We start from the raw sequence: 17,704 nt of genomic DNA on the forward strand, positions 1-17,704 counted from the left end.
CAAATATCTGCAATTTTCTATAAACGACAATAAGTTTTATTGTATTTTTGTATCCTCAACCTAACTTAATAGTAAGAATGAAGCAGTTAAGTACCCGTGCAGAAATGCAATATAATATACATACCCTGTCCAACGGTCTTCGCATCATCCATGAGCCTTCGCTTTCAAAGGTGGCTTATTGTGGATTTGCCGTAGATGCCGGCACCCGTGATGAGGCTGAAAACGAACAAGGAATGGCCCACTTTGTGGAGCACCTGATTTTTAAAGGTACCCGGAAACGGAAGGCATGGCATATCCTGAATCGTATGGAGAATGTAGGAGGCGACCTGAATGCATATACCAATAAGGAAGAGACGGTGATCTATTCGGCATTCCTGACCGAACATTTTGGGCGGGCACTGGAATTGCTGGCAGATATTGTTTTTCACTCCACTTTTCCGCAGAACGAGATAGAAAAGGAGACGGAAGTGATTATCGACGAAATACAGTCATACGAAGATACTCCTTCGGAGCTTATTTTCGATGACTTTGAAGATATGATTTTCCGGAATCATCCGTTGGGACGCAACATTCTGGGCAGGCCGGAATTGCTGAAGCAATTCCGAAGCGGGGATGCGGTTGCTTTTACTTCCCGGTTCTATCAACCTTCCAATATGGTATTCTTTGTTTTGGGCAACTTCAACTTTCAGAAAATAGTCCGTCAGGTGGAGAAACTGTTGGCAGACCTTCCGTTGATTGGAGTCGATAATCACCGTACTCCGCCTCCCCTTTACGTACCGGAGCATTTGGTTGTCCATAAGGAGACCCATCAGGCGCATGTGATGATTGGCAGTAGGGGATACAATGCTTATGATGATAAACGTACCGGCTTGTATCTGCTGAATAATATTCTGGGTGGTCCGGGGATGAACAGTCGCCTGAATGTTTCTCTCCGAGAGCGAAGAGGATTGGTCTACACTGTGGAGTCCAATCTGACATCGTATACGGATACGGGAGCTTTCTGCATCTATTTTGGAACCGATCCTGCGGATGTGGATACTTGTCTGCGGTTGACTTACAAAGAACTGAAAAGGATGCGGGATGTGAAAATGACCTCTTCGCAGCTGATGGCTGCTAAAAAACAACTGATCGGGCAGATTGGAGTTGCTTCGGATAATAATGAAAATAATGCGTTGGGGATGGCAAAGACCTTCTTGCATTACCACAAGTATGAATCATCCGAATCTGTTTTCCGGCGAATCGAAGCATTAACTGCAGAAGGGTTGCTGGAGGTAGCCAATGAGATGTTCGCAGAGGAATATCTTTCTACACTGATCTACAGATAAGAAGAAAAGGAAGAGGGTGCATCTGAGGATTGACATTACTATTAGACACACAATTAATACTTATATAAATCTTTACGATGCACTCTCTGACCTTGGAATATATAAACTAAAAAAACATCATAATCAGGGCTATGCCGAATCGCATAGACACCCGTAGTACAGAAAGTGCTAAATAAGAATATGCCTGAGCGCAAATACATAGTATTTTGGTGCAGGCTTAACTCTGTTATGAAGAGTATAAAAAGAAGTGTATTCTTTGAATGTTATTAATTTCTGAGAGTCCGTCTTGGCAGCCGGATGGAGGTTATTGCTTTGTTTATACGGGTTGGCCGAATCCGAAACAGCCTTTTTGACCAGTATCCCTTGATTAAAGTCGAATAGGTCATGTCCTGAGTTATCAAAAGAAGGTATGTTGTGAGTATGGCTTTTTACGGCAGTAGTGACTGTCACCCCGTTATTGGCGGGTTGTAGAGCACTGCTTTTCTGGATACCGAATACCAAAAATAACAGGCATAGCATTAATAGTTTGATGTATGCTGCCATAATTGGCGGCAAATGTATGGATTAATACGGATCTTTACTTCGGGTGGCTTTGCTTTTTCTCGGGTTATTAATTATTTTTAATAATAGGAGATTGAACCGTCCAAAGGAGCTGACCGGCAGTGGGGCCATTAGTCACCTTGGATGGTTCAGTCTGCGGAGTTTGATTTATACTTTTAGTTTAATCTTAGCTTTGACCAGTAATCCTGTGATACCGACAATAATCAGTGAGAATATGGCCGATTTCATTAATCCCGGTATGCCGCTGCCCAATGCGGTGGGGTAGTGTAAGCCAAGTAGTTGTTGCATTGCATACCAGATATATGGAATGATATAGCAGGTAAGGGTTGCGGTTCCTGCCGGTTTGATAATATCGAACCAGCCGGTTTTGCCTTTTATGTCAGTCAGCCAATAGAAGAAGCCGAATGACGGGAAGAAAGCTGCCGTGCAGAAGAAGAACCAGCTTGGAGTGGCTTGTATCTTTGAGATAATCCAGAAAGGATGTGAGGCAAAGCCGGCTGCCAGCATAAGGAGGCCCAGACCGCATAATATCCCTATAAACTTTCCGGGGTGCTCGGGGCTGGCATATTTTTGCATCAATAGTGAAGTTAGCATGCCCGATATCCCGAATGCGTGTAATGTCATATCACTTGGTATGAATGGAAGCGGTAGGACGTCTGCATGATTCAGCAATGCCAGAACGATAAACAGTACCCAGACGAAAAGGTTGGGTACCAGGCTTTCCCGGGTAAATAAATATACAGAGGCACAGATTACATAGGTCCAGCCAATAAGGCCCAGAATTCCCCACCATTTCTGCTGGAAAGGTGCTCCATGAAATCCTTTGTAGAGGATCAGGAAAGTCAGCAGTAAAATACCTGCTGTCTTCATTCCCGTATAGAGATATTTCTTTCGGGTGGTTATCGGTTTAGGGTATACTCCCCAGATCAGGAAGAAGCCAATCACCATAATGATAGAGAACCAGGGATGGGAGAGTCCTGCCACTCCTCCGCTGTTTACTGAGAAGAGTCCCATAACAACCAGTGCCACGGTTCGCCAGATAATATGCATAATCACTTGGAGCGGTGAATCGCCCTTTTGGTATCGGTTTTGTACCGCAAACGAAATAGACATGCCCATGCAGAACAGGAAAGCCGGGAAAATAGTATCGGAGAAGCCTAACATGTCTTCTGTCATTGCTGCGTGTCCAAGCCAATGGGGGATGTTTCTGAGTCCGGGAATATCATTCACAAAAAGCATAAGGAACATGGTGAGTGCACGGAATACATCGACCGCAGCGACTCGTTGGGGGGATGAGGTTTTCATAATGTGTTAAATTAATCAGGGGTTATGCTCACAAAGATAGCGTAAAAATGTTTAAAGTCTGCTGTCTTCCGGCTTATTCCGCTTATCTTTGCCTGAAAACCTAAAAAATTATGATGACATTAAGCCGTATTACGAGTGCTGACGATTCACGTCTGAACCGTTTGATTACTTTGTACGAGGAGTCTTTTCCCGAAAGTGAGAGAAGAAAAATCGGGCAGTTGAAACGAATGATTGAGAGCCATACCCCCATGTATTTCAATGCTATTGAATGTGATGGAGAGTTGAGTGGAATGTTTGTATACTGGGATATGGGTGACTTCTACTATTTGGAACACCTGGCTGTATTCCCGGAAATGCGGAATAAAAAGATAGGGCAGCAGGTGCTTGATTATGTGGCCGGACACCTGAAAGGACTGCGCCTGCTGGAAGTAGAGCCTACGGAAGATGAAATGACTACCCGGCGCGTGAACTATTATCGGCGTAACGGATACAAGGTGCTCGATAAAACCTATGTACAGCCTTCTTATCATGCTATGGAGAACGCCTGTCCACTTTGGATTATGGGAAATGAAGATTCTCCCCGACTGTCTGAACAGGTGGAAAGAATTAAAGAGGAAGTGTATAGGCAGCAGATAGGATGAGGCCTTATAAATGTGTCAAAACTATCGCTGGCTCCACAGAAAAACAGAGATCGAGTAGGTCTCGGTCTTAATTTCTGTGTTAATCTGTGGAGGCAGCGGTGGGTGAAAAGGTCTTTTACTGCCTTTTCGTGTTTTTAAAAGATTGATTTTGCAATTCCCATTTCCAGTCCTCTTAGCTCGGCAAGTCCGCGCAGGCGTCCAATGCAGGAGTATCCCGGATTGGTTTTCTTCTTTAAATCGTCCACCATTTGGTGTCCATGATCCGGACGCATGGGGATAGATACTTTTCTTCTCTGTTGTAATTCAAGGAAAGCTTTCATGACCCGGTACATATCTACGTCTCCTTCCAGGTGGTTGGCTTCGTAGAAATTTCCTTCGGAATCTCGCTGAGTGCTTCGGAAGTGGACAAAATTGATACGATCGCCGAATTGTTTCATCATACCTTCCAGGTCGTTGGCACTGCTTACTCCAAGTGATCCGGTACAGAGACAAAGCCCGTTCGATTCATTAGGCACAGCATCGATCAGTGCCTGAAAATCGGCCGCACAACTCATGATACGCGGTAAACCCAGAATGGGGCAGGGTGGGTCATCCGGATGAATCACCAGCTTTACACCGGCCTCGTCTGCTACCGCAGTCACTTCTTTCAGGAAGTAGATTAAGTGGGCACGTAGCTTATCCGCGTCGATACCTTTGTAACGATTCAGTTCCTGTTGAAACTGCTCCAGCGTGAAACTCTCTTCCGAACCGGGAAGTCCGGCAATCATATTACGGACAAGGAGTTGTTTCTCCGTTGCGTCCATCTGTTCGAAACGAATTTTTGCTTTGGCTTTTTCTTCATCGGTATAGTCGTTCTCTGCACCCGGTCGTTTCAGTAAGAAAAGATCGAAAGCGATAAAAGCGGCACGTTCAAAACGAAGTGCTTTGGAGCCATCGGGTAGGGTATAGGCAAGATCGGTGCGAGTCCAGTCGAGTACGGGCATAAAATTGTAGGTAACGATATGAATTCCACATTTACCGAGGTTACGTAAGCTCTCTTTGTAGTTTTCGATGTATTTTCTGTAATCGCCTGTCTGGGTTTTGATGTGTTCGTGTACCGGGACACTTTCTACTACCGACCATCGCAGACCGACGGATTCGATCAGTTCCTTTCGTTTCATAATTTCTTCTACAGTCCATACTTCGCCATTAGGGATGTGGTGGAGAGCGTTGACAATTCCCGTAGCTCCGGCTTGTTTAATGTCCCAAAGGCTGACAGGATCATCCGGTCCATACCAGCGCCAGGTTTGTTCGGAAAGAAAGAGTTTATTCTTTGATGAAGTGATATAAGGTTGATTCATAAGTCATTTTTTACTTTTGAAAGTAGGTTTAATCATTCTGTTCGTTTTATCTCTGGGGAGGGAAGATGCATGGGAGAGGTCTCTTTACATTGCAAAAGCATTGAATCCGCCGTCCACTATGGCCACAGTGCCCGTTACGAAGCTTGCTGCGTCGCTGATCAGGTATTGTATTGTGCCGCATAACTCTTCAGCGCGTCCCATACGTCCGAATGGGGTTTGGCGGATGACATCCTGTCCTCGTTGAGTATATGTTCCGTCCGGATTGGTTAGTAAAGTGCGGTTCTGCTCTGTCAGGAAGAAACCGGGGGCAATGGCATTTATACGGATTCCTTCACCAAACTTTTTGGCTATTTCTGTGGCCATAAATGCGGTAAAGTTGGAAATGCCTGCTTTGGAAGCCGAATAACCGGCCACACGTGTCAAAGGCCGGAAAGCTGCCATTGAGGAGAAATTGACAATAGCTCCGCTTTTCTGCTCTGTCATCGGTTTTAGAAATACTTGTGTCGGCAATACGGTACCGGTCAGATTAAGATCCACTACCTTCTGAAATTCATCTATTTTCAGATCGAAGATGTCACTTGCCGGTGCAATCGTAGCTCCCGGCATATTGCCGCCTGCCGCATTGAGCAATGCGTCTACCCGCCCATAAGCTTTCAATATATCTGCCAGGTTCTGTTCAAGGATGTTCCGGTCGAGTACATTGGTTGCCAGGAACAGAGCTTCGCCCCCTTTGGCGCATATTGTTTTTACTATCTCGTTGCCCACTTCGGCTTTACGTCCGAGGATAACGACCTTGGCACCTTCTTCTGCCAGATGGACTGCAATTGTTTTTCCCAATACTCCTGTTCCACCGGTAATGACCACTACCTTATCCTTTACACTAAATAAGTTTGCCATACTATTATATTTTAAGTTTAAACTTCTTCTATAGCTCCGTTATCGCACACGCAGCATGCAAATATAGTTATAAAGTTGATGGAACGGTTCAAAAAAGGAAGGAAATTAATTTCTGCTCGACTCCTTTTATCGGGGATTGGCTATTGTTTGTTGCAGTATTAACAAACTTTCCGGTCCCATATTGAATAAGAGGTCGATGATACTCAGGTTGGGCAGGAACCCGTGACGGGTTTCGAAAACCTGATAATAAGGTTGGGGAATAAACTCCGGATCGGCTTGGCGGAAATTCTTTTTGGGATGGATGGCTTCCCGGAAGTCTATTTCGTTCGGGGCGAAGTCCGCTTTATATTCGGTGGTTCGTTCCGTATCAGGTTGTATATCTATCAGCTTGCATACAAGCCGGCACAATTCTTCATTGAAATCTGTGAGGAATTCATATTTCTTTTCATAGAAAGGGCGAAAATCGTCTTTATAATATTCAAAAAAAGGGGTGCTGTTATAGGCCGACTCCATTGCATTCCAGTGCAGGTGCCTCCAGTTGCCATGGTCGGAAATCCGGATATCCTTCATCGGACATTTCGGGTTTTCCGGTTTTACGGTAGGAACAGAAAGTGCCAGTTCTCCCTCCGGACCTGCAATAGTACAGCGGTTCCGGTAGGTCTGTTTCATGTAATGATCGTGCTGCTCGATGAATATTTTATCGTAATTCAACAGTTTACTATAATATTCTATGGGTGCCAGGTAGGCAGAAGAGAGATAAGCGACTTTCATGGGTGGTTGATACTTTATGATTACTTGGTTGCTGATATCTAATTTGTGGTTTGTGGGACTGACTACTTCACCGGTTGGAAGAATCGGTTCCAGCGGTATCCGTTGAAGATTCCCGTATGGTCTTTCTTTGAGAACCAGATTCGTGAAGCTTTCCCAATGACATGGTCTTGCGGCACAAAGCCGAACAAGCGGGAATCGGAGAGATTTACCGAGTTATTGGAAGCCATCCAGTAATAATCTTTAGTAAAATAGCAATGCTGTGAAGGGCGACCTTCGATGTAGAGCGTATCGTTCCGGATTTCCGCTTGTTTGCCTTCATGCAACACCAGCGTATTCCGCAACAGGGTCCTGTTCCACGGATAAACTCTGACGGCCTTTCCTTTGCCCGGGATGATGAGCGGTTTAGTTTCTTCCTGCCGGCTTTGGCTCAGAGGTTGTATCCAGCTTTTTCCGTTCATCGCCTGTTCAAGCAGATAATATTCGTAACGGCTGAAGCTTCGTACATTCTTGCCTTCATGCTGCCCCATCAGTTCGTTGGAGCCGATGGAAAGAATGGAAAGTAGTGAGTCTAACTGCTGTTCCTTGGTCTGTGGATAAGTGTAGAGTTGTTTCCGGTCCGGTCCGAGTTGTGTGTTGCGGTCTACTACATTGAATAGTGAATCGATAAGCAAAGTATCTCCCGGTACACCGATACACCGGCTGATATAGATTTCTCTCCGGTCGATGACCGGTTCTTTGATAGCCGCGGGATTATTGAATACGACGATGTCGTCTTTATCAATGCGCCTTGGATTCCAGCGGTGGTAGGAGAACAGTGACATATAAGGTACCCGAAGTCCGTAGCTCCACTTATTGACCAGAATACGTTCGCCTTGGAAAAGGGAGTTCTCCATGCCCGATGAAGGTATCAGGCATGAGGTAAAAGCAAAGCCGCGGAGCAATAATACGATAACTATTGCTCCGGCAAATGCTATAATCCATTTAAATCCCTTTCTCATTACTACTTAGTCTACCCACTTAAAGATGCGGTTCCAGCGGATTTTACCGTCAAACCAGCCACGGTCTTTATCCAATGACAGCCATACGACGATCGGTTTACCTACTACGTGGTCTTCGGGTACGAATCCCCAATAACGGGAATCAGCCGAATTATGCCGGTTATCACCCATCATCCAGTAATAATCCAGCTGGAAAGTATACTGGTCTGTCTTCACACCGTTAATGTAGATTCCGTCTTCTTTCTGTTCCAGTTTATTGCCTTCGTAGGCAGTGATGCAACGTTCGTAGATAGGCAGATTATCCGGAGTCAGCGTGATAGTGGCTCCCTTTGCCGGAATCCAGATAGGGCCGTAATTGCTGCGGTTCCAGTGAGTATATAAATTCAGAGGATACATGTCTCCGGCATAATCTTCCGGCTCTATCACGATTTTGCTGATCAACTTTTTGTTGGCGGACAGAGTATCATACATTTTTTTTGTGAGCGGAAGGTGATATACAGGATTCAGCCTGCCTTGGGCGTTTCGTCCATCCATTCCTAACTCAACCAACCCTTCTTCATAACCTGCTCCTTCGGGAGTTAATCCCTGGTCGGCTTTACTGATCCCCAGTTCGCGGAACATCTCTTCTGTGATATACGGACCCGTAGTTTGCACAAAGTAGTTGAATTGCAGGTTCTCAGGGTTTTCTATTGCCTTCCCGTCAATCATCACCTGACCGTTGATAATTTGGAGTGTATCGCCCGGCAGCCCTACACAACGTTTTACGTAATTCTCCCTGCGGTCCACCGGACGGGTGACAACTTTGCCATACCGTTGGGGATTGGACATTATTTCTTTTCGTCCGGCATTGTAATATAAATCGTATACTGTTTTCTGTTGTTCCCGGGTCAGACTGTCCATATTGATCGGATTCGGATAAATCTGCTTCCCGATGTTGTATGCCAGTGTATAAAAGTCGGCATCCGGAAAGTTCAGCGCAACAGTGTCTCCTGCAGGGAAGTTAAACACTACAATATCGTTCAGTTTTACTTTACCGAACCCGGGCACACGTTTGTATTTCCACTGAGGCCACTCAATGTACGACTTGGTGTTCAGTATCGGCAGTGTATGCTGTGCCAATGGCATCGATAGCGGAGTATTCGGTACACGGGGACCATAGCTCATCTTGCTTACATACAGGAAGTCTCCCACCAGCAATGATTTTTCCAGTGAGGAGGATGGGATCTGATAATTCTGAAAGATATAGATGTTCACGAAATATACTGCTACCAAAGCGAAAACGATGGCATCTACCCAACTCATTACGCTTCGGACAGTCGGGTTCTTTGACTTCTTCCAGAATGACCAGGGGATTTTCTTGGTAATGTAAACATCGAAAATGAAAGGAACCACAATCAGTCCCCACCAGCTTTTCACCCAGATCAGGAAGATCAGATAAAGAAGAATGGCAATGGAACACTTTATCCATTGAGTACGTGTTGCTTTTCTCATGATGTTAGTCTTTTAAGAATGGGAATAAATCGCTCATACCCAGATAGCCTTCATGGGTTGCTGTGTATTCTGCGGCAAGTACCGCACCCAAAGCAAAACCTCCCCGGTTTTTGGCATCGTGGGTGATGGAGATACTGTCCGCCTCCGAATCGTAACGGATGGTGTGGATACCGAATACTTCGCCTTCACGGATGGAGTGAATCGGCAACTCGTTCGCTGAGTGTGCTTCCTCTTTTACCCAAACGTTTTTACGTTCCATGTTTTCAAGAATACCTTCTGCCAGCGTGATGGCCGTTCCGCTTGGTGCATCGAGCTTGTGCACGTGGTGGGTTTCACTCATGGTCACGTCATATGCCGGGAACTGGTTCATTATTTTAGCCAGATACTTATTGACTGCCGAGAAGATGGCTACGCCCAGGCTGAAATTGGATGACCAGAACAGGGTTTTTCCACCTTTGCTGCATAGTTCCTTTACTTCATCGCCGTGCTCTGCCATCCATCCGGTACTGCCCGAAACTAACTTTACACCTGCTTTGAAAGCTCTCATATAATTGCTGTAGGCTACCATGGGATTAGTGAACTCAATAGCCACATCTGCCGATTTAAACGCTTCGGATTCGAAATCATCCTGATTATTGATGTCGATAATGCTGACAATTTCGTGTCCGCGACTGAGGGCTACTTTTTCGATTTCCCTGCCCATTTTTCCGTAACCTATTAATGCTATTTTCATTGTTTTACTGACTTTATAGACTTTATATCCAAAATATTAGTCGCAAAGATAGGATTTTTATTACATTTGTCGAGCACATTAACGTCTTGTTAACAATGGAACACCTCCTACACTATGTGTGGAAACACAAAATCTTTCCTCTTCATGAACTGCAAACAACCACCGGGCTGCCTGTTGAAGTGATTGATACGGGACTGCCGAATCCTAATGCAGGCCCCGATTTTTTTAATGCCAAACTAAAGATTGACGGTACGCTTTGGGTAGGTAATGTCGAAATACATGCAGTCTCTTCCGATTGGTTCCGTCACGGGCATGATCATGATATAGCCTATGACTCAGTGATTTTACACATTGCCACGGAAATAGATTGTGAGATATACCGCACCAATGGTGAACCTGTCCCGCAACTCCGGTTGGCCTGTCCCCGCCGGGTGAGGGAACATTATGACGAGCTTTGCCGGGCAGACGTACATCCACCTTGCTATTCGATCTTGGAAACTCTTTCCAAACTAACGGTTCATTCCTGGCTGACAGCTTTACAGACCGAGCGTTTCGATCAGAAGAACCAGACCATATCCCGGCGGCTTCAGCGCTGCAACCAACATTGGGAGGACGCCTTTTTCATCACGCTGGCACGTAATTTTGGTTTCGGACTGAATGGAGATGCTTTTGAAGCCTGGGCGAATCTGCTTCCGTTCCGCTCCATCGATAAGCATCGTGACGACCTGACACAAGTGGAAGCTTTCTTCTTTGGACAGGCCGGTTTGCTGGAGGGAGAACCTGTTGACGATTATTTCAGTTGGATGCAGAAGGAATTCCGTTATCTGCAACATAAGTTTGAACTTCCGCCGGTGATGAATGCTTCTTTGTGGCGTTTTCTCCGTCTTCGTCCCGGCAATTTTCCACATGTGAGGCTGGCACAACTGGCTTCCCTATATTACAAAGAACGTTCCTTGTTTTCACGTGTCATGGAAGCGCAAACCCTGAAAGAGTTAAAGTCGATCTTCTCCGGCCATACTTCTGCTTATTGGGAGGAGCACTTCATGTTTGGCAGGACCTCTCCCCGGAAGGAGAAAAGCATCGGTTCCGGTGCAAGGGAACTGATCATTATCAATACGGTCATACCTTTTCTGTATGCTTACGGTTTGCATAAGGCAGACGAAAGGTTGTGTGAACGCGCAGCTTCATTGCTTGAAGAGTTGAAAGCTGAAAACAACTACGTCACCCGCATGTGGAGCGAAGCCGGAATTCCTGTCCGGACAGCAGCGGACAGTCAGGCGTTATTACAGTTACAGAAGGAATATTGCGACAAGAAGAAATGTCTTTATTGCCGCTTCGGATATGAATACCTGAAACATAAATAATTCTGTCCTTCCCGATTGGATATTAGGAAGATATATTATCTTTGCCCGCTGAAAATGCGGGGTGGGATTCCCCGTCTTAATAACCCATTCATTATGAAAGTGAAAAGATTTGTGCTTTGTCTGTTTATGCTTACCCTGATGGGAGGCATTTGCTTTATTTCCTGTGGAAATACTTCGAAAGCGAAGGCAGAGAGTGCCGCTACTGCGGAAACGGCTGATGAACCTTTCCAGACGTTTCTGAAGAAGTTCACCTCAAGTGCTTCTTTCCAGTATACCCGTGTGAAATTTCCGTTAAAAACTCCCATCACTCTGATGACGGACGATGGAAATAGCGAGAAAACCTTCCCCTTTACACAAGAGAAATGGCCGTTGCTGGATGGCGAGACTCTAAAAGAGGAACGCATTACCCAGGAGGAAGGAGGAATCTATGTTTCTAAATTTACGGTGAACGAACCTACCCATAAAGAGTTTGAAGCTGGGTATGAGGAGTCGGAAGTTGACTTACGTGTGATATTCGACTTGATTGACGGTAAATGGTATGTAACTGATTGCTATACCGGGTGGTATGGATACGATCTGCCGATTGACGATTTGAATGAAACTGTGAAGCAGGTGAAAGAAGAGAATCAGACTTTTAAAGAATTGCATCCGTAGAGAATCTGGTATCAGGGGGAGGATCACTCAAGGACTCCCTCTCTTTTAAAGAAAAGATAGGTTACTGCTCCAAGGTATGTAGGTCGACTAACATCGCCGTGTGCTGGTCAAGATTTTACGTACCGGAGTAAATGGTTTTACGTACCGAGGTAAATGGCTTTACATGCCGACGTAAAAGCCTTTACATGCCGGGGTAAATGCTTTTACATCGAAAGGAAAATACAGGTAAATATAATTTGCTGACTATCAGTGATAATGAAACGGATGCCAAACTACGCATTGTCCGGATGAACTTTCTGTCAGAATACCGAACGGACGGCAATGTTGTATTTGGTGAGCGTAGTGCTTTTATGGATAGCTTTCCAACTTTTCCGGTCGATCTGTGGAGCCAGATATTCCCAGAATGTTTTCATCTTGGTTACCAGTTGCGCTTCGCCACCTTGTATCTGCTCTTCATAATGAAGGAAAACGGCTGTGTGCAGTGCCTTAAGCTTTTCATGCCACTCTTCGGGAGAAAGCTTTCTGCCTTCTTTGTACTCCCAGCCTAATGCAGGGTTTGTCAGTAATCCGCGTCCGATCATCACTCCGGCAAGGCTTGGGAACTTGTCGGTAATGCGGTGGATGTCCGCTATGGTCAGGATATCCCCATTATAGACTACGGGATGTCTGCATGCTTCGTAGAAAGAGGTAAATCCCTCCATGTCTACCTCGCCTTTGTATTGCTGGATGCCCAACCGGGGATGGAGTGTGATTTCGGTCAGGGGAGCAGCGTTAAGCAACGGTATCAGTGACAGGCATTCATCCGGTTTTTCCCATCCCAGACGCATCTTTACCGAAAAGCGTATGTCGGGAAATTGTTCCGTTTGTTTTAGCAATGCCTCCACCTTGTCGGGATAAGGCAGCATGCCGGACCCGCATTGTCGTTTTGCCAACATCGGGAAAGGACAGCCGAGATTGATGTCTATCTCCCGATAGCCCTGTTCGATGAAGAGGGCGATCATACGCTCTGTTTTATCCGCTTCGGAGGCTATGAGTTGCGGGATAAGGCGGGCCACCCGGTTGTTTTCGGGTAGAATGTCCCGAACGTCTTTGTGGCGGAACTCTCCCCGGTCTACTCGTACAAAAGGAGTATGATAGACATCTATGCCGCCGAAAACGGCGGCATGGGCATTACGATAGGCTGCCTCGGTATATCCCTGAAGCGGAGCGAAGTGGATAGGTAATGTATTATTCATCTGTTTTTAAAACATAAACATGGCTACACCTACGATACGGTTGTTACCGATGGAATGCGTATCGATGATTTTGCCGTTTTTAAGATTCAGTGAACCGTAAGCAGCGGAAGTATAGGTATATTCCACTCCAAACTTCCAGTGATTGACGTTGTATGTCAGTTCGGCTCCGGCAGTTACTACCTGGTCTACATTGGTTCCTGTTCCGTACAGTTGACCGGATGCTAAAGCATCACTTGTCCCCAGATTCTTGACATATCCCAGGAAGATACCCGGTTTCCATTTCTGTCCGTATACAACGTTCAGCCATGAACTGGATACCCGGATCGGTGTATATTTCTGTTCTCCGGTCTGCTTATCGATCGATTTGATTCCGAATCCACCGAGCATCGAAGTTTGTGTCAGATTAGAGCCCAATACGGTTTTGGCCCCTACAAACCAGTCTTTATTGCTGTATTTTACATGTCCTTCATAAGATAAAGTGGTGATGCGTTCGTTCACTTTATAAACTTTATCATCTATTTTAGATTCTGTACGGGGTTTCAGGGAGAGAAGTTCTATGCCTGCTCCGGCTATCCATCCGTTGGCTTTATAATCGAGTCCCAGATAGAATTCGGGGACACAGCTGTTCTTTATATAAGCCTGGCTCTTGCCGGCAATGCCTTGCGATAAATACTGCGATTGCCAGATTGCGGCTCCTGTCAGTTGGAATCCCTTATGTGTATAGCGATAGCGAATTTGAGGGGCACGGCTGAATGGCTGGAAAGGTGCACCCACCGAAAGATTCAGTATTTGTGGTGATACATCACCGAACAGTGGATGCCAGGTTTGGCCGAGTAAGAGAGCTGAACGTCCCCAATCCAGGTTCAGGTAGGCATGGCGTAAGCGGATGGTGGAGTAGGAAGTTCCTGAGCCGCGGAAGTCCACTTCTACTTTGGCAGAAGTCATGGCACGTCCCAATTTAGGGCCGGCTACGTCTATTCCCAGGCGGGTATATAAGGTATAAAAGCTACCGTTGGCAGTTGCGTTCAGGTCCTTGCCGTTTTCATCGAGTACTTCGTCTTTGGGATACATGTAAAACAATCCGTCTACTGTCTCTTCGTTAGCACGGCTGTTGTAATAAAGGTCTGTGCGAATCTGTCCGTAAAACTTATAACTAAAGTCTTTCTTTTGAGCAAAACTGCTTACTGCCATCATCAGGCAGGCAGATAAAATTAGATGCTTCTTCATTTTTTGTGTTATTTGTTATATACAATGGGGATTTACCCGTTGAAGTTATTATCTTAAATCAATGTAAGATGGTTGTTTCACGCTGCAAAGGTAAGGAAATCATCTGACTGACCATGAAAAAGGATACCCGAAAGTAAACGTTTTCGGAAAAGGTTGTAAAATAGCACCGGATGGAGAATGAAATACTGGAATAAAGTATATATTTTTGCAAGATAAAAATAGAATAGACCATGAAAGTAAAAAAGATCAGTATTGCTAATGTGGAGGTCGATGCACTTCCCGAATTACTGGATAAAGAAAAGATCGGTTTCCAGACTATTGATAATGTGAATTGGGAAGCTTATCCTTATCGTCCGAAAGTGGAGTTCCGTATAGCCCATAGCGATGATGCTGTTTTGTTGCACTTTAATGTGAAAGAGGCCAGTGTGAGGGCTAAGTACGGAGAGGACAACGGGTCTGTGTGGACGGACTCTTGCGTGGAGTTCTTTTCTGTGCCTGCCGGTGACGGTATTTATTATAACATCGAATGCAACTGTATCGGGACGATTCTTATAGGTGCCGGAGCAGAACGTAACGACCGGGAGCGTGCCTCTCAGGAAGTGATGGATCAGGTAAAGCGTTGGGCCAGCCTGGGACGCCAGCCGTTCAATGAACGCATTGAAGAGTGTAACTGGGAAGTGGCGCTGATCATTCCATATACAGCATTCTTTAAACACAATATTACTTCTCTGGACGGAAAAACGATTACTGCGAACTTCTACAAATGTGGAGACGAATTGCAGACCCCGCATTTCCTTTCATGGAATCCGATTAAAATAGAGAAACCGGATTTCCATCGTCCCGATTTCTTCGATACCTTGGAGTTTGAATAGAATGAACCTGCCTGTGTAAAAGCATGGAAAATAATAAAAGAAAGGTGTAGCCATCCCAGGATGACTACACCTTTTCTTTATCGGCAGATGATTGTGCCTATTTTACGATTCCACGTTTTGACTCCTTGACGAATGCAACGATATTTTCTATCTCTTCGCTCATGGGAACCTGGTCTACAATTTTTTGTACTGCATCCTGCAGGCTGAAATTGCCCTGATAGATCAAACGGTAAGCATTGGCAATATGTCGCAAGACCCTTTCGCTCGTATTTTTATGTTGTTGCAATACTACAGCGTTTACTCCGTGATATTCTACCGGATTTCCGGCCATAATAACATAAGGAGGTACGTCTTTTGATATGCGGCAACCGCTCTGAATCAACGTCCATTGTCCTACATGGCAATATTGATGGAGTGTGACGTTTCCACTCAGGATCACGCAATCGTCCAAGGCACATTCTCCGGCAATTGTAGTACCGATACCGGCTACGCAATTGTCACCGATTTGTACGTCATGACAGACATGAACCTTGTCCATCAGGAAGTTGCCGTTGCCGATCTTTGTGGCGTTTCCGCCGAAAGTGGCCCGGCTGATGACTACATTCTCGCGGATATGATTGTTATCACCGATGATCAGTGAACTTTCTTCTCCTTTGTAATGGAAATCCTGTGGCTCCGCTCCGAGTACGGCGTGTTGATGCACTTTGTTACCTTTTCCCAGCTGCGTACCATTCAGTATGCTGGCATAAGACATAATGATGCAGTCGTCCCCTATTTCGACATTATCTTCAATGTAAGCGAACGGTTGAATGGTGACATTCTTACCGATTTTTGCCCCGGGGGCTATCGATGCTAATGGACTAATCATAATTGTATTGTATTTAAAGTTAATCTTCTCTTCCGCCGCCTAATGCCTGATAAAGGCTTACTACAGCCTGCATCCGGTCGAAAGTATCGTTTACCTGAGATAAACGGGCACTGAGCAAAGATTGTTCGGCCGACAATACCTCCAGATAAGTAGACGTCCCTAATTTAAACAATTCTTTTGTATATTCAGATGCTTTCTCTGATGATTCCACTTGTATTTTGCGGGAAGCCGTTTTTTCGGAAGCACTCTGATACTGGTACAGTGCATTGCTTACTTCACTTCCTGCATTCAGTATACTCTGTTGGAAAGCCAGTTTAGCTTCTTCCTGTTGTGCCTTGGCTATCTTCAGACGGGCGATGTTTGCACCCCGGTAGAACAGCGGCTGAGTAAGTGAACCAAGTACGGATGCCAGCAGTTTACCCGGGTTGACAATGGCGCTACCGGCACTGTTGGTCCATCCGGCTGACCCACTGATTGTGATCTGCGGATAGAAGGCGGCACGGGCTGAGTTTGCATTGTAATAAGTGCTGGCCAGAGCCATTTCGGCTGCTTTTACATCCGGACGGTTAGAAAGTAGCTGCAAAGGAACACCTACTGAAAACTCTTCCGGCAATTGCTGTTCTTCAAGGACTCCCCGTTGAATAGTCTGCGGCGCCTGTGCCAGCAGCATAGACATGGCATTTTCGGTTTCGCGGATACTCTGCTGAATGGCCGGGATAGAGGCCAATACTTGTGCATAGGCAGCTTTGCTTTGTTCCACTCCGGCAGAGGTCGTGTTGAACATAGCGGCATCCTTCATAGCTTGCATAGTTTCAACATTACGTTTCATGATGTCGGCGGTCTGTTCGGTGATGTCGAGCTGACGGTCGAGCATTAATAACGTGTAGTATGTATTGGCAATTCCCGAGATGATCTGGGTCTGTACAGCTTGGCGATATGCTTTCGTTTGTAACAATGCTACTTGTGCACCCCGTTTGGCATTCAGCAGTTTGCCGAACAAATCGATCTCCCAACTGGCAGTTGCAGGCAGTGAATAAGTTTTCGTTGCCGCATGTTTGTCGAAACTGCTGATGGTTCCTTGTGGTGACAATCCGAGTGAAGGAGCATAAGCCAAGCGGGCTGACATCAGCGATGCCTGTGCCTCTTTCACTTTCAGTGCGGCAGTCAGCAGGTCAGTATTGTGAGTCAGTCCCTGTTCGATTAACGCTTGTAACTGAGGATCTGTGAAGACCTCTCTCCAAGGCAGATTTCCGAAGTTGGCAGTATCGGATACCAAAGTATCGGCAACAGATACTGTATCCCGGTAAAGCCCGGAAGCTTCTATATCCTTAGGTCTGTCATATGATTTATAGATGTGGCAGCTGCTCAGGAGAGCAGTTGCACACAACATACCTATAATTTGTTTCTTCATATTCTTTTCTT

At 45.6% G+C, this 17,704-nt stretch carries 17 protein-coding genes; 5 read left to right on the forward strand and 12 right to left on the reverse strand.

Translation table 11 applies throughout. The annotated features are described in order from the left end of the window. The first annotated feature begins 104 nt into the window (after positions 1–104). A complete protein-coding gene (locus R3O62_RS05325; RefSeq protein WP_005779593.1) occupies positions 105–1,325 on the forward strand; it encodes a M16 family metallopeptidase in 1,221 nt (406 codons plus the stop codon). 168 nt (positions 1,326–1,493) lie between these two features. Here R3O62_RS05325 and R3O62_RS05330 read toward each other — a convergent pair whose 3' ends face one another. Continuing rightward, positions 1,494–1,868 (reverse strand): hypothetical protein, encoded by a 375-nt coding sequence (locus tag R3O62_RS05330; protein ID WP_032536491.1) that lies wholly within the window; start codon positions 1,866–1,868, stop codon positions 1,494–1,496. A 165-nt stretch (positions 1,869–2,033) separates the two neighbouring features. Continuing rightward, entirely contained in the window at positions 2,034–3,191 is a 1,158-nt protein-coding gene (locus tag R3O62_RS05335; protein ID WP_044299571.1) for a DUF5009 domain-containing protein, read from the reverse strand. A 110-nt stretch (positions 3,192–3,301) separates the two neighbouring features. Between R3O62_RS05335 and R3O62_RS05340 the strand changes: the two genes are divergently transcribed. Further along, on the forward strand, positions 3,302–3,832 hold the full coding sequence (locus R3O62_RS05340; RefSeq protein WP_317472457.1) for a GNAT family N-acetyltransferase: 531 nt from the start codon (positions 3,302–3,304) through the stop codon (positions 3,830–3,832). A gap of 134 nt (positions 3,833–3,966) precedes the next feature. Here R3O62_RS05340 and uxuA read toward each other — a convergent pair whose 3' ends face one another. The 6 genes from uxuA to dapB form a co-directional block, all read right to left on the reverse strand. Next, entirely contained in the window at positions 3,967–5,172 is a 1,206-nt protein-coding gene (gene uxuA / locus R3O62_RS05345; RefSeq protein WP_032541103.1) for a mannonate dehydratase, read from the reverse strand. Between the two features lie 84 nt (positions 5,173–5,256). Continuing rightward, positions 5,257–6,069 (reverse strand): SDR family oxidoreductase, encoded by an 813-nt coding sequence (locus R3O62_RS05350; RefSeq protein WP_005779582.1) that lies wholly within the window; start codon positions 6,067–6,069, stop codon positions 5,257–5,259. Between the two features lie 126 nt (positions 6,070–6,195). After that, a complete protein-coding gene (locus tag R3O62_RS05355; RefSeq protein WP_101604111.1) occupies positions 6,196–6,840 on the reverse strand; it encodes a WbqC family protein in 645 nt (214 codons plus the stop codon). A gap of 62 nt (positions 6,841–6,902) precedes the next feature. After that, positions 6,903–7,838: a signal peptidase I gene (gene lepB / locus R3O62_RS05360; RefSeq protein WP_005779579.1), complete on the reverse strand. Its 936-nt coding sequence runs from the start codon at positions 7,836–7,838 to the stop codon at positions 6,903–6,905. A 6-nt stretch (positions 7,839–7,844) separates the two neighbouring features. Further along, positions 7,845–9,329, reverse strand: a complete 1,485-nt coding sequence (locus tag R3O62_RS05365; protein ID WP_005779578.1) for a S26 family signal peptidase — start codon at positions 9,327–9,329, stop codon at positions 7,845–7,847. A gap of 4 nt (positions 9,330–9,333) precedes the next feature. Next, entirely contained in the window at positions 9,334–10,062 is a 729-nt protein-coding gene (gene dapB, locus R3O62_RS05370) for a 4-hydroxy-tetrahydrodipicolinate reductase (protein ID WP_005812312.1), read from the reverse strand. Between the two features lie 95 nt (positions 10,063–10,157). Here dapB and R3O62_RS05375 point away from each other — a divergent pair, with 95 nt between their 5' ends. Both R3O62_RS05375 and R3O62_RS05380 read left to right on the forward strand, forming a co-directional pair. After that, positions 10,158–11,426 carry a DUF2851 family protein gene (locus R3O62_RS05375; protein ID WP_022011660.1) on the forward strand — a complete coding sequence of 423 codons (1,269 nt, stop codon included), beginning with the start codon at positions 10,158–10,160 and terminating at the stop codon, positions 11,424–11,426. 93 nt (positions 11,427–11,519) lie between these two features. Next, positions 11,520–12,080, forward strand: a complete 561-nt coding sequence (locus R3O62_RS05380) for a DUF4348 domain-containing protein (protein ID WP_005812309.1) — start codon at positions 11,520–11,522, stop codon at positions 12,078–12,080. A gap of 299 nt (positions 12,081–12,379) precedes the next feature. Here R3O62_RS05380 and R3O62_RS05385 read toward each other — a convergent pair whose 3' ends face one another. Together R3O62_RS05385 and R3O62_RS05390 are read right to left on the reverse strand one after the other, a co-directional pair. Then, the gene (locus tag R3O62_RS05385; RefSeq protein ID WP_317472456.1) at positions 12,380–13,315 is read right to left on the reverse strand and encodes a tRNA-dihydrouridine synthase family protein; all 936 of its coding nucleotides are present in this window, start codon (positions 13,313–13,315) and stop codon (positions 12,380–12,382) included. A gap of 6 nt (positions 13,316–13,321) precedes the next feature. Continuing rightward, positions 13,322–14,542: a hypothetical protein gene (locus tag R3O62_RS05390; protein ID WP_005812304.1), complete on the reverse strand. Its 1,221-nt coding sequence runs from the start codon at positions 14,540–14,542 to the stop codon at positions 13,322–13,324. 230 nt (positions 14,543–14,772) lie between these two features. On the opposite strand from R3O62_RS05390, the gene R3O62_RS05395 reads away from it, so the two are divergent. Beyond that, positions 14,773–15,414, forward strand: a complete 642-nt coding sequence (locus R3O62_RS05395) for a carbohydrate-binding family 9-like protein (protein WP_317472455.1) — start codon at positions 14,773–14,775, stop codon at positions 15,412–15,414. A 97-nt stretch (positions 15,415–15,511) separates the two neighbouring features. Here the strand turns inward: R3O62_RS05395 and lpxA are convergent, their stop codons facing one another. After that, positions 15,512–16,282: an acyl-ACP--UDP-N-acetylglucosamine O-acyltransferase gene (lpxA, locus tag R3O62_RS05400; protein WP_005779566.1), complete on the reverse strand. Its 771-nt coding sequence runs from the start codon at positions 16,280–16,282 to the stop codon at positions 15,512–15,514. 19 nt (positions 16,283–16,301) lie between these two features. Then, positions 16,302–17,693, reverse strand: coding sequence for an efflux transporter outer membrane subunit (locus tag R3O62_RS05405; protein ID WP_217738011.1), 1,392 nt, complete (start codon positions 17,691–17,693; stop codon positions 16,302–16,304). Positions 17,694–17,704 lie beyond the last annotated feature (11 nt).

The sequence above is a fragment of the Bacteroides hominis genome (assembly GCF_033042785.2).
Lineage (GTDB): Bacteria > Bacteroidota > Bacteroidia > Bacteroidales > Bacteroidaceae > Bacteroides > Bacteroides hominis.

Excerpts from the sequence above, each read along its gene's own strand:
- R3O62_RS05330 (WP_032536491.1), bottom strand. The coding sequence starts at position 1,868 with ATGGCAGCATACATCAAACTATTAATGCTATGCCTGTTATTTTTGGTA.
- lpxA (WP_005779566.1), bottom strand. The coding sequence starts at position 16,282 with ATGATTAGTCCATTAGCATCGATAGCCCCCGGGGCAAAAATCGGTAAG.
- dapB (WP_005812312.1), bottom strand. The coding sequence starts at position 10,062 with ATGAAAATAGCATTAATAGGTTACGGAAAAATGGGCAGGGAAATCGAA.
- lepB (WP_005779579.1), bottom strand. The coding sequence starts at position 7,838 with ATGAGAAAGGGATTTAAATGGATTATAGCATTTGCCGGAGCAATAGTT.
- R3O62_RS05340 (WP_317472457.1), top strand. The coding sequence starts at position 3,302 with ATGATGACATTAAGCCGTATTACGAGTGCTGACGATTCACGTCTGAAC.
- R3O62_RS05405 (WP_217738011.1), bottom strand. The coding sequence starts at position 17,693 with ATGAAGAAACAAATTATAGGTATGTTGTGTGCAACTGCTCTCCTGAGC.
- R3O62_RS05380 (WP_005812309.1), top strand. The coding sequence starts at position 11,520 with ATGAAAGTGAAAAGATTTGTGCTTTGTCTGTTTATGCTTACCCTGATG.
- R3O62_RS05375 (WP_022011660.1), top strand. The coding sequence starts at position 10,158 with ATGGAACACCTCCTACACTATGTGTGGAAACACAAAATCTTTCCTCTT.
- R3O62_RS05335 (WP_044299571.1), bottom strand. The coding sequence starts at position 3,191 with ATGAAAACCTCATCCCCCCAACGAGTCGCTGCGGTCGATGTATTCCGT.
- R3O62_RS05350 (WP_005779582.1), bottom strand. The coding sequence starts at position 6,069 with ATGGCAAACTTATTTAGTGTAAAGGATAAGGTAGTGGTCATTACCGGT.
- R3O62_RS05365 (WP_005779578.1), bottom strand. The coding sequence starts at position 9,329 with ATGAGAAAAGCAACACGTACTCAATGGATAAAGTGTTCCATTGCCATT.
- R3O62_RS05355 (WP_101604111.1), bottom strand. The coding sequence starts at position 6,840 with ATGAAAGTCGCTTATCTCTCTTCTGCCTACCTGGCACCCATAGAATAT.
- uxuA (WP_032541103.1), bottom strand. The coding sequence starts at position 5,172 with ATGAATCAACCTTATATCACTTCATCAAAGAATAAACTCTTTCTTTCC.
- R3O62_RS05385 (WP_317472456.1), bottom strand. The coding sequence starts at position 13,315 with ATGAATAATACATTACCTATCCACTTCGCTCCGCTTCAGGGATATACC.
- R3O62_RS05395 (WP_317472455.1), top strand. The coding sequence starts at position 14,773 with ATGAAAGTAAAAAAGATCAGTATTGCTAATGTGGAGGTCGATGCACTT.
- R3O62_RS05390 (WP_005812304.1), bottom strand. The coding sequence starts at position 14,542 with ATGAAGAAGCATCTAATTTTATCTGCCTGCCTGATGATGGCAGTAAGC.
- R3O62_RS05325 (WP_005779593.1), top strand. The coding sequence starts at position 105 with ATGCAATATAATATACATACCCTGTCCAACGGTCTTCGCATCATCCAT.